We start from the raw sequence: 12042 nt of genomic DNA, 5'->3' as shown, positions 1-12042 counted from the left end.
TCGCTCCCCTCCCTAAACTCGCCAGAGTTTGGGGAGGGGATACAGGGGAGGGGCACAATCGCCCGAGATAGACCGATGTTCGCCATTGAGACAGATTGGACGCTTGCCAAACCGCCGGGCTCCCGCCCGGCCCGTTCTTTCGGCTCGCGGGGACGCTCGCCCTCCCGGCTCGCGGGACGCTCGCCCTCCCGGCGTTTTGCCAGGCGGGAGCCTGGCGTTCCAACGTGTCATCGAACGGGAAAATCCAAGTTTGTAGCACAATTTTGAGTACGAATCATGGCCAGGGAACGGGCGCAAGGTCGGCATTGTGAAACCGCGCAAAGCTGGCCAGGGCTTTTTCTAACCGACGCAATCGCATAGGCGAATACGGCGCTCGAAGCTCGATCCGATTTATCGTCAATAGCGATTTCGATCGATCCAACTTTGGGTCGATCTGGCCGATTATCCGCTCGCCCTCCAAGATCGGCATCCCGTACGCGCCGAACTTGCGCTTGGCAGGTGGCATGTAGATTTCCCATGTGTAGTCGAACTCGAACAGCCGCTTTAGCCTGGGTCGCCGCCAAAGCAGATTGTCTAGAGGGGGCAACAGCGTTACGATCGGTTCGATCTTGGCCTCTTCCAATTGCCGGGCTTTCTCGGCTCGCTCGGGCGTCGTCCAAAAGCCGTCCAAGGGTTCAAGCCGGCCCGAATCGACCAGCGTCTGTATCGCCTCCGACCGCTGGGCTTTGGGGCGCCTCATCCAGCCGAATCCAAGGTCGCCGTCATCGATCACGACCATCGCCTGGATGTAGTGATCCAGCAGGCTGCCGTTAAACGAAGATGGTTCTAGCCATCGCTCGGTCAGGTCGTACCATCGCTCCTCGTTTTGGCGCGAGGAGACGACCACATCGCCGTATTCCCAAAGAAGCTCTAGCGCATGCGCGGTGGCCTTGGTGCGAGGCTCGTTCAAGTCCCAATAGCCGTGGAGTTTGGTCTCGGCTTGGATTAGGCGCGAGCAGAGCGGCCCCTTCTGTCCGATTTGCTCAGCCGCGAGCGCCATCGCCTCGTTCAGCGCCGAGTCATCCCCGTTGTGAAGCGACTTCCAGAAGGCCATCTTCTCTCGAAAGGCGCCGAACCACTCGACAGGCATGGCGCAACGGGCATGGGCAAAGTGCTCGAACAGGCGCTTGGTCGGGTAGAGCGATTCTAAGTCGGCAGGCCGGTATCGGCGCACTCGATTGAACAGGGTCAGATGGTGGCTGCGCTCGACGATCGCGACGGGGTCGATCTGCACCGCGCCCAGCCGTCGGACGGCCTCCAAGGCGCCCTCGCCGCCCTTCAGCTCCTGCCGCCAAAGACCGGTCTGGTCGGAAGACAGCAGGCCGTTCTCGGCCAACAGCAAACGACGCAGCCCCTTCACGGTCGCGATCGCTTGAGGAACACGTCCATCGGTAGGGGCGCGCGGGCCGGTCCACGGCCGATCATCTTGCCGTCCAGCAGTTCGAGTTCGTCGATCCTCAAGGCATCGGACACTTTAAGGTCTTTGACCGCGTCGATGACCGGATTGAGAAAGGCGGCGATCGTGCGGCCGGTCTGTGGGTCGGTCTCGCGCCCATCCAGCCACAATCGAAGCTCGGCCAAATCCAAGTAAATGCCTTCGCGGGGGCGCAGGACGCCCTCGGCCCGAAAGCTCGCCTCGCCCACAATGACCAGCGCTTTGCCCTCTACCACAGTCTTGTCGGGCGTTATGCGCACGGTGATGTCGCGCACAGTGCCCTTATACTTGCGCATGATGAAGTCGGCCAGAGATTGCTCGGTTACGACGATCTCGGCTCGCCCCGTGCCGCTGGCCGAAAGCTGAAAGACGCGCCTCTTGATCGCTACTCCAAGATCAAAATAGACGTTCGGCGCTTCCAAGAAGACCCTTTCTGCCCTTAGCCCGGCCAATTGCGCGTCTCGAAGCTCAATGACAAATCGGTCGATCCTCCCCGTCTTGGGCGCGGTTTCGTCGATTGTGAACGGCAGTTCTTCGACCGCAAAATCGGAGGCGCGCACGGTAATCCGATCCACCTTTGCCGAGAGGTAATCGAAGGGGCTGTCGGCCTGAAGGCGAACGGTAACGTTGCGAGAGTGAATGCGCTGGGCGATGTCGTTGGCGGCGCTGCGTTCAAGGCTCTTGATGAGGTTGCGTCCGGCTACCAGAAGAACAGCGATCGCTAAGACGGTTTGACGGCGCACTAAGCGCCTCCGAGATAGGCCTCTTGCACGGCAGGGTTTTTGAGCAGCGCTTTGGCGTCGTCGGCCAGCACGATCTTGCCAGTTTCGATCACATAGCCGCGATGGGCGATCTCTAAGGCGCGATGCGCGTTCTGCTCGACCAATAGCACCGGGATGCCTTGGCTGTTGATCGATTCGATGATGTTGAAAATCTCCTTGACTAGGAACGGCGCGAGGCCGAGCGAAGGCTCGTCTAACATGAGGAGCTTGGGTCGAGACATCAGCCCGCGGCCAATAGCAAGCATCTGTTGCTCTCCGCCCGATAGCGTGCCTGCGCGTTGGCCAAACCGCTCGCGAAGGCGGGGAAACGTGCTGCAGATGCGGTCGATGTCGGCCTTTAGATCGCCGTCTTTTCGGGCGAAGGCGCCCAAGAGCAGGTTCTCGTAGACCGTCATTTGGGTAAAGATGCGCCGACCCTCCGGCACATGGATCAGGCCCCGCCGCACGATCTGATGAGAGGGCGTTTTGGAAATCTCTTGACCGCTGTAATTAATAGAGCCGGACGATCGCTTGATCAGTCCGGAAATCGCTCGTAGCAAGGTGCTTTTGCCCGCGCCGTTGGCGCCGATGATGGTTACGATCTCGCCCTGCCCAACCTCCAGACTGATGCCTTTGAGCGCGTGGATGGCGCCGTAATGGACATGGAGGTCTTGGATTTTGAGCATCGGTCAGCGAGCGCCCGCTTCCTCAAAGATCTTTAGCCCGGCGGCGTTCCAATCGGCCAGAAATCGCTCCGCGCCGATGTCGGTCAAAGGATGCTGGAACAGTTGCTTGAGCACCGAGTAGGGCATGGTGGAGATGTGCGCCCGAACGCGCAGCGCCTCGACCACATGCATGGGATGTCGAATGCTGGCGACCAGCGCCTCGCTGTCGAAGTCGTAATCCTCAATCATGTTGACCACATCGGCCACTGTTTTCATGCCGTCGCCCGATGCGTCGTCTACTCGACCGACAAAGACGGAAATGAAGGATGCGCCGGCCTTGGCCGCTAACAGCGCCTGGCTGAGCGAGAAGACCAGGGTCATGTTGATGCGCGTTCCCTCGTCCGAAAGAATGCGTGTTGCGGCGATGCCGGCCGAAGTCATGGGGATTTTGACCACGATGTTGGGCGCCCAGGATCGGATTTCGCGGCCTTCCTTCAACATGCCGTCGGTATCGACAGCGACGACCTCTGCGCTGATGGCGCCTTCGGGCAAGATTGCGCACATTGATAGAACGGTTTCTCGGAACCCCTTGCCCGATTTGGCAATGAGGCTGGGGTTAGTGGTAACGCCGTCCAGCACGCCCCATTGGGCGGCTTGGCGCACTTCTTCGACGCTGCCTGTATCGACAAAGAGTTTCATGATGGCGGTCATTGGCTGCCCGGGGTGGATTCGAACCACCATTTCTGGATCCAAAGTCCAGCGTCCTGCCGTTGGACGACCAGGCACCGAGAGGATTATACCTTTGGGGCGATTCTTGCCTAATTCTGCAGCACGGCTCTTATGGTCGAGAGGGGAAGAGCGCTTTTAGGCAATCGGCAATATGCCTCAGCCCCAATTCGTGGTGGCCTCGGTAGCCTTCCACCTCGGCGGTTATGTAACCGTTATAGCCGATTTCGCGCAGCGCCTGGGAGACCGCGCCCCAGGCCACGTCGCCCTGAATCAGGTTCACAAAGCCTGCGCCCGTGCCCACGTTCGTGCGGAAGTCTTTGACGTGCACCCGGACGATTCGAGAGCCGAGAATCCGAATCCAATGTTGGGGATAGCCGAACGCCAGCACGTTGCCCACGTCGAAGTAGGCCATCACCTTTGGGCTGCCGATTTCGTCGATGAATCGCGCCATCTCCAGGGGGCTTAGCAGAAAGCGGTTCCACACGTTCTCGACGCCGATCGTTACGGCGTGCCGCTCTGCGACCGGCGCGATCTTCTTCATCGCCTCGCTTGCGCGCTGATAGACCGTGTCGTACTGGGTTTCCGGGTTGACCAATCCGGGCACGATCAGCACAGCGTCCAGCCCCATAGCTCGGGTTAGTCGAATTTGATGTTCGGCCAGATCGATCGCCTTTTGCCGCACGCCGGGATCGTTGTGCGTGAAGGGCGACCCCCAATAGACCGCACTGGAGACGCTGCTGATCTCGATGCCTACTTTATCGGCCAGTTTGCGAATGTCGGCTGCTTCCGCATCGCTCATCTTTGGGTTCAGGTAGCCGCTCTCGTCAAAGTTGATCTCGATCGAATCGAAGCCGACTTGGTGGCAGGTTCGAAAGCACTTTTCCAAATCCCATTCGCCCGGCAACGTCCAGCGGTTGACGCCGACCTTCATGGCGCGACCTCGGCGTAGCGCGTGCCCCTAACGGTAATCGGGACGCCATTTCGACAGAGGGGACAATCCTGCGGTTCGAACGAGACGGCGGGCAGATCCAACGCGCTGTGGATCGGAATATCGATCCCGTGCTGGCCGTTGGACCGATCGATCAGCACGCCCAGGCCGACTGCTTGACCGCCGTGTTGGCGCGTCAGATCGATCACCTCTTGCGCCGATAGCCCCGTCGTTAGCAAATCATCGACCACCAAAACTCGCGAACCTGGATGCATCTCCGCATCGCGGCGCAGAGCCCGCGCTCCGGCTTCGCGCTCGGCATAGAGCGCGCTTTTGCCGAGTTGCCGAGCGGCTTCGTAAGCGACGATCACGCCCCCGGTAGTCGGTCCGATCACAAGGTCGATCGAATCTCGATCTAGGCTCTTGAGTATCAGCGCGACCATCTCGGCAAGGACTTCGGGATGCTCTAATATGCGAAACTTTTCAAAGTAGATGTCGCTGTGCCGCCCAGAAGAGAGCAAGAAGTGTCCGCGCTTGACGACGCCCAGGGATTCTAACCGCTCGTCGAGGCTCATTCGTTATCGCCCGTCCATTCCGCACTGTAGTTGGGCGGCTCGCGGGTAATTGAGACGCTGTGGGGGTGGCTCTCCCGCAGTCCGGCGTTGGTGATGCGGACGAACTCGGCCTTCTCTCTCAGTTCTTTCAGGTCTTTGGCGCCCAGATAGCCCATGCCGGATCGCAGTCCGCCGACCAATTGATGGATCGTCTCGGCCAGGGCGCCTTTGTAGGCCACACGGCCTTCAACGCCCTCGGGCACTATTCGGCGCGGGTCCTTTTGATAGTATCGGTCGGACGAACCTGCTCTCATGGCGCCGATGCTGCCCATGCCGCGATAGACTTTGTAAGCCCTGTTCCGGTACATTTCTAGCTCGCCGGGCGATTCGTCGCAGCCCGCCAACAGGTTGCCCAGCATGACGCAATCGGCGCCCGCCGCGAGCGCCTTGACAATGTCGCCCGAGTATCGGATTCCGCCGTCGGCGATGGCCGGAATGCCGAGTCTTCGAGCCTCCTCGGCGCACTTGACTACGGTCGTGAACTGAGGCGCGCCGACGCCGGAGACGACCCTGGTCGTACAGATGCTTCCGGCGCCGAGCCCTATTCGAACTCCATCCGCGCCGCATTCTGCCAACTCTCGCACCGCTTGGGGCGAGGCGGCGTTGCCCGCGATCACGGTCGCGTCCGGCACGCTGCGCTTGATCGCCTTCACAGCTTGAAGCACGCCTTCGGAATGTCCGTGCGCCGCATCGACGACGATCGCGTCGCAGCCCGTTTCCCACAGCGCTTTGGCGCGCTCTACCGGCTGTCGTAGCGGGCCGACCGCCGCCGCCACGCGCAAACGGCCTTTGGCATCTTTGCTGGCGTTGGGATGCTGTCTTAGTTTCAGCAGATCCTTGATCGTGATGAGGCCTTGAAGCTTGCCTTCGTCGTCCACGATGGGGAGTTTCTCGATACGGTGCTTTTGCAGGATCACCTGCGCTTGTTCCAGAGTGGTGCCGACGGGCGCGGTAACCAGGTTCTCGGAGGTCATCGCTTGGGAGATGGGCCGGTCGAAGTCGGTCTCAAATCGGATGTCTCGATTGGTCAAGATTCCGATCAAGCGGCCACTCTCGTTCGTAATGGGCACTCCCGAAATGTGATACCGTTCCATCAGCCCCAATGCGTCGCGAATGACATGATCGGCCGAGAGCGAGATGGGATGCCAGATAATGCCGTGCTCGCTGCGTTTGACGCGATCCACCTCGGCCACCTGCTCGTCTATCGACATATTGCGGTGGATGACGCCCATCCCGCCCTCTCGCGCCATGGCGATGGCCATGCGCGAACCGGTTACCGTATCCATGGGCGAGCTGACGATGGGCGTGCGAAGCTCGATGCCGCGCGCGACCAAACCGGTTACATCCACCTCGTCGGGCAGGATTGCAGAGCGTTGGGGTTGGAGCAATACATCGTCGAAGCTGAGCGCTTCGGGCAGTTCCGTGTTGGCCATAAGTATTGCGCCCTATTTTACCCCGAGACGGTTCCAAGGAAAGTCGAAGCGCGCCGAACCTTCCAAAAAGATGAACTGCTTGGGCTCGTCGTCAAAGCCGACGCCGATCTTGACGCGGTTCAGCAATCGTTGCCGGGACGCTATGTAGTAGTAGATTTTTACTTGATAGGTCGTGCCCTCGGTTTCTTGGAAGTTGCGCCGATACGAGATGCCCCAGTTGCCGCCCAAGTATTGCGACAAGTAGACCGAAGCGGGGGTGAACTCGTTGTAATCGAGCGAGAATTGCTCCAGCCCCAATGCTTCGGCAATCTGACCCTCTACGAAATCGAGCCCGCTCCGCACAACTTGCGAGAAGAAGATGTCCTTTAATTGCGATCGGAGGACATCCTGCGCCGAGGCGCCACCGGCCAATTGCTCCAATGCCGGGCCTCTTCCGAGCGCGATCAGGATCCGCTCTGAGCTAAGGCCGGGCGGATCCGATTCGCCATCGACCCGGAACCTGGATGAATCGTCCAGCGGCCCCGTAATGTGCAGGCTGACGCGATATCGCCGCAGATCGCCTGTAACCGCGTCGGGCAAGGTTACGACGCCTCTTGCTCGCACGTCCAAGGTCAATCGCGCCGAGGTGCGGCCGTATTCGTCCAATGCCGGATAGATGATGTCGATCGCGCTGTTCTCTTCTATTCTCAGACGCGCCGTTGGGAAGGAAAGAACGCCGTTGTCCATCGTCAATCGGCCTTGCAGCTGGGGTTCGTTCAAGGAGCCGCGAATTCGAATCTCGCCTTCGGGTCGGGCGTCGATGTTGGCCGTTTGCAGCCGCATGTTGGGTCCAATTCCGACGTTGATGGCGAACCGAGGATCGTATCGATAGGGCCTCCTTTCGCGCGCGGCCTGCCACTCGGACGGGAGCGCTATGCCGCCATCGGAGACATTGATTCGGCCTGAAACCAAGGGCGATCCAATAGTGCCTTGCACGGTCAATGCGCCGTCCAGGTTTGCGCTCGCCCGGTCGGCCAGGTCTTCAACTTTCCGCTCGTTGATGCGAAAGTTCTCGATGCTGATCTCGGCATTGATAGTCCCTTCCTTCAGCTGACTTACGTCTGCCGTCAAGGATGCGACTCGGAGACGACCGCCCTCGCTGGAATTGGCCGAGCCTTCATCCAACACCAAGCGATCGTCCTCAAATCGAGCGGAGATCTTGAGGTCTTGAAGAAAAGTGTTGTATCCGCTGAGCATGGTTTTCTCGGCGGTTACGGACAGTCGACCTGCTGGTTTGGGCTCGTCTAGCGTGCCGGTTACGGTCAGATCGCCTTCGAACTCGCCGCCCTGGACGCTGATCGCGCGCGGGCGCTCTACTGTCGGCGATGGCGCTTCGACCGCAAAGTTTTCAAGCCCGGTCAACTCTTGCTTCGGCGCTCTTGCACGAATGTTGATCGGCTTGTCGCGCGGCACTTCGATCGGATCCCAACTGAAAGGCAGCGCGACGGAGAGGTAAGCGCGGGACTTTTCTTTGAGGATCAGCACGTCGTTCGTCTCGATCGATCCTTCTTTGATCTCGATCAGGCTGGCGATGGCTTTGTCCACCAGCGTGTACTCCTCGCTGACAGCGATGTCTCTGGCGGTCAGGGCGCCGATGATCTCGGGGCTTTCGAGGGTGCCTTTTATGGTTGCCTCCGCGTCGATCGCGCCGTACACCTCGGGCAAAGTCGGATCGATCAGACGAGAGTAAGGGATTTGAAGGTTAACCGCCTGAAACGTAGCCTCGATCGGACCATCGTGCAGCATCGAGCCGGCAAGGTTCACCCTTGCGTCTTCGTGTTTCCACTCGAACCGGTCGACCGTCCATTTCTCCGGCGACCAGGCGATAGCGGCCTCTGCCGTGCCGAGCGGCTCGTCGATGTACTTCAGGTCTTCCGCTCCGAACACAAGGCTGCCCTGTTCGCCGGTTCTATTGCGGCCGTATTCGGCTTCGAATCGGGCGATGCCGGACGCGCTTTCTAACGCTCGATGCACTCTGGGCGACCATCCCGTGCCCAGTTCGCTCGCAATGAGCGCGACCGTCTCGAGGCTGACGCGTTCGGACTGGGCTCGAGCGGCGAGGCTCTTAGAACTGGCCAACAGCGAGATTTCGACCGCTTCTTCGCCTTTCGCCTTCAGGCTGCCGATGACAGAGAAAAGGCCGTCTCTTGCATCGGCTTGGGCCGAGAGACGTTCGATCGTGATTCCACCGGACTTGAGCGGACCGGCTTCGATACTGCCTTCTCCGACGATCTGATCCTCGTCGTGCCAGGCCGCTATTTGCAGCCGCCACGGGCCCGTAATCGTTCTCTCTTCCGGGATGATCGCGCCCAATAGGTTGAAGTCCTCGCCGACGGCCTGGGCTGTGATCGAGAAGGCTTCGGGACTCCACTCGCCTTCGGCGCTGGCGGAAAGTTTGTCGCCTTCCGTATTAGCGGTAATGCGCGCGCCCGATAGAGAGCCTTCGGCGAGGGCTGTTACGGTCTGATTCAGGGTGGCCGAACCGACCTGTAGGCTCGGAAGCTCGAGAAATGCGGTCAGCTCAGGATTTTTAAGCGACCCGAACGCTGTGAAGTCGAGCGATGCCAAGCCGCTGGCCGGATAGTCTTGGCGCGTCGCCTCTAAGAGGTCGGCCAACTCGATTCCTCTTAGGCTTCCAATGCCATCGATGGTGGGAGATTCGCCTTGGATGTCCTCTATGAAGGCTTCGAGCGAGCCGGCGACTGTCTTTCGATAAAGCGTGGCGTTTGCGGCAAATCGATCGAGGCTGCCGTTCAGCCGTGCGGTCAGGGCTTCTGCGGTCCACTGTTCGCTCGCCATGTCGAGCAGTTGCACTGTTCCGGAGAAGTTCGGCTTCTCCGTTGTGCCGGCCAGCTGAACCGAGGCGTATGCAGCGGCTTGTAAAGCTTCGGCATCGGGATCGAAACTCCGAATGACGCTTTGAATGTTGGAGGCGGTTGCCGTAAGCCAGCCGTCTAGCGTCCCCTCTTTCGATGCGCCTTGCCCGACTATGAGAGCATCGGCAAGCCTTGCTTTGGCCGCATCGACTTTGATCTCGCCATTGGCGTACGTCGCACGGGCGTCTATCGATGAGAGGTTTGCTTCTCGCCAATCGACTCGATCGGCCGCAATGTAGAGGCTGGCCAGCGGCCTATCGATGGTGCCTGAAGCCGCAATATGTGCCGAAAACGCGCCTTTGGCCTCTCCGGCCTGTTTGATCGTGTTCAGCTGTGCTCTTTCTATCGTGGCCACGGCGGTGAACGACGGCTCCTTTGTAAGCGCAACGAGCGCCGAGCCGCTGATTTGACCACCCAAGGCGTCCGCCCGAGCATTGAGGAGATAGGCCGTGCCTTTGGTCGCAAAGACTCGCCCGGCAATGTTCGAGCCTGAATAATCTTCGTGAACGACCCTTTCGACTTGAGCGTTTCCCACAATTGCGGGCTGCTCAAAGTCGCCCCAGGCAGCGCCGTTAAACGCAAATCGCCCTCGGACTTTGGGGTCTCCGTTGTATATGGCCCTGCTAGCTTGTTCTACTCTCGTTCCTTGCGCGGCAATTCGGCTGACAAATCTCCACTTTGGCTCTCCGGCCTCCTCGATCCGCCTCATAGCGCCCGAGGCTGAAGCTTGGCCTCCCGCGGTAACCCCTTGTGCCTCGAAACGCAGGCCCAAGTTGCTAAACTGAATTCGGCCGTTGATGTTTCGCCAGCGCTCTTTACGCTCTTGATACAGCGCAGAATCCGCGCTGATTTCTGCCGTGCCCGAGTAAGCGACCGGCAAACCGCCGCCCGAAGCAATGCGAACGTCCACCTTCCCAGAGCCGTTTTCGATCTTGACCGGAAAATCTGGAAAGTACCAGCGTAGAAATCGCCATTGGGCCTGATCCGCTTGAACGTCTACATGCGCTCGGCCCCTGTGCGCCAGAGTCCGCACTGCCAGATCGCCCAAGTCGTCGCCCTCTCCATTTAATAGGACGAACAGAGAACTGCCCCGCGTTCTAAGCGTCAGATCGACGCCTTGCGTCTGCGTAGACACAGTGGGCTTGGCCTTTCGCACAAAGTCGTCCACGTACCGGACGCGGGCGCCCAGCGCTTTCAGATCAAGGTCGATCGGGCTTCGGCGCGGCTCTTTGGCGCGAGGCAAAAGATCGTCAAAGTTAAACTTTCCTTTGGCATCGCGATACACAACCGCATCTAGGCCTCCGGCCACTATCGAAATCGGATTGCCCCGCCGCATAGGCCAGCGAGCTTCGATCCATGCAGCGGTCAGCAATGGGTAGCCTCCGCGGATTATGCGGGCGCCTTCGACTCGAACTCCGCCAACGATAAAGTCGGCGCGATCGATCTGAACGTCTGCTTTCCAGTATTCGCTTAACAAAGCCGATGCCCCGGACGGAGACAATCGAAAGGCTTCGACAAAGACGCGGTTGACGAATCGGAAGCCGAAGACCAATAAGATGGTGGCAGGCAGGAACGCCAGGCAGAATTGTATGACTTTTGCCAGCGAAACTACAACCGATCTACGCTCCGACCTTTTCAAGGCGCTCTGCCAAGATGCGTTTGGAGAACTCGATCGCATTGTAGGAGCTTCGGACAAACGGCCCGGCGGCTACGAACAAGAAGCCCATCTTCTCCCCGATCTCCTGATACTCGGCAAAGGTGTCGGGATGGACGTACTCCATCACGGGCAGGTGTCGTCGCGTCGGTCTCAGGTATTGCCCGAGAGTCAGGGCGTCTACGTTGTGCGATCGCAAGTCTTCCATAGTCTTAAGTATCTCGTCCCGCGTCTCGCCTAAGCCGACCATAATGCCGCTCTTGGTATAGACGCTGGGGTCCATCTGTTTGACCATCTGGAGCATCTGCAAGGTTCGCTGATATTTGGCCTGGGGTCGAACGATCGGGCTCAATCGGTCCACCGTCTCGATATTGTGGTTGTAGATGTCGGGATGCGCTTCGACCACTCGCCGGACGCACCATGCTTTGCACTTGAAGTCGGGCGTCAATACCTCGACGATGGCGTTCGGGATGGTTTGTTGCAAGGCTCGGATGGTTGCTGCAAACTGGCCGCTCCCCTCGTCCGGCAGATCGTCGCGATTGACCGAGGTAACGACGATGTGCTTCAGTTCCATCTCTTTCGCAATCTCGGCCACTCTCTGAGGCTCTTGCGCGTCCACGGCCAAGGGCTTGCCGGTTTTGATGGCGCAGAAACCACAATTCCGCGTGCACACGTCGCCCAAGATCATGAAGGTGGCCGTCTTCTTGCTCCAGCATTCGGGCAAGTTGGGGCATCGCGCGCTCTCGCAGACGGTGTGCAGCCGCGAGTCGCGCATCATTTTTTCGACCAGATTGACCGTGTTCGGACGCGGCAGTCGAACCGTCAGCCAGGGCGGCAGGCGGTTGTTGACCGGTTTGGTATCCACGGCG

The 12042-nt window shown here is 59.5% G+C and carries 9 protein-coding genes and 1 tRNA gene; all 10 read right to left on the bottom strand.

All coding sequences use genetic code 11. From position 1 onward, the window contains the following. Positions 1 to 274: 274 nt before the first annotated feature. Positions 275 to 1399, bottom strand: coding sequence for a winged helix-turn-helix domain-containing protein (locus HUU60_06920; protein NUL82441.1), 1125 nt, complete (start codon positions 1397 to 1399; stop codon positions 275 to 277). Next, positions 1396 to 2217: a hypothetical protein gene (locus HUU60_06915; protein NUL82440.1), complete on the bottom strand. Its 822-nt coding sequence runs from the start codon at positions 2215 to 2217 to the stop codon at positions 1396 to 1398. Before HUU60_06915 ends, HUU60_06920 begins: the two co-directional genes overlap by 4 nt. Then, the gene (locus HUU60_06910) at positions 2217 to 2921 is read right to left on the bottom strand and encodes an ABC transporter ATP-binding protein (protein NUL82439.1); all 705 of its coding nucleotides are present in this window, start codon (positions 2919 to 2921) and stop codon (positions 2217 to 2219) included. Before HUU60_06910 ends, HUU60_06915 begins: the two co-directional genes overlap by 1 nt. A gap of 3 nt (positions 2922 to 2924) precedes the next feature. Further along, positions 2925 to 3599, bottom strand: a complete 675-nt coding sequence (gene fsa, locus HUU60_06905; GenBank protein ID NUL82438.1) for a fructose-6-phosphate aldolase — start codon at positions 3597 to 3599, stop codon at positions 2925 to 2927. Between the two features lie 12 nt (positions 3600 to 3611). Next, positions 3612 to 3685 (bottom strand) — tRNA-Gln (locus tag HUU60_06900). A gap of 53 nt (positions 3686 to 3738) precedes the next feature. Next, complete coding sequence (locus HUU60_06895) at positions 3739 to 4560, bottom strand: sugar phosphate isomerase/epimerase (protein ID NUL82437.1); 822 nt, start codon at positions 4558 to 4560, stop codon at positions 3739 to 3741. Then, the gene (locus HUU60_06890; GenBank protein NUL82436.1) at positions 4557 to 5132 is read right to left on the bottom strand and encodes an orotate phosphoribosyltransferase; all 576 of its coding nucleotides are present in this window, start codon (positions 5130 to 5132) and stop codon (positions 4557 to 4559) included. Before HUU60_06890 ends, HUU60_06895 begins: the two co-directional genes overlap by 4 nt. Next, the gene (guaB, locus tag HUU60_06885; protein ID NUL82435.1) at positions 5129 to 6604 is read right to left on the bottom strand and encodes an IMP dehydrogenase; all 1476 of its coding nucleotides are present in this window, start codon (positions 6602 to 6604) and stop codon (positions 5129 to 5131) included. Before guaB ends, HUU60_06890 begins: the two co-directional genes overlap by 4 nt. 12 nt (positions 6605 to 6616) lie before the next feature. After that, positions 6617 to 11158, bottom strand: coding sequence for a translocation/assembly module TamB domain-containing protein (locus HUU60_06880; GenBank protein ID NUL82434.1), 4542 nt, complete (start codon positions 11156 to 11158; stop codon positions 6617 to 6619). Then, positions 11139 to 12038 (bottom strand): lipoyl synthase, encoded by a 900-nt coding sequence (gene lipA / locus HUU60_06875; GenBank protein NUL82433.1) that lies wholly within the window; start codon positions 12036 to 12038, stop codon positions 11139 to 11141. Before lipA ends, HUU60_06880 begins: the two co-directional genes overlap by 20 nt. Between the last annotated feature and the right edge of the window lie 4 nt (positions 12039 to 12042).

This window comes from Armatimonadota bacterium, from assembly GCA_013359125.1.
GTDB lineage: Bacteria > Armatimonadota > Fimbriimonadia > Fimbriimonadales > GBS-DC > JABWCR01.
Note: the sequence above shows the minus strand (reverse complement) of the source record. Positions and strands in the feature narration are given on the sequence as shown.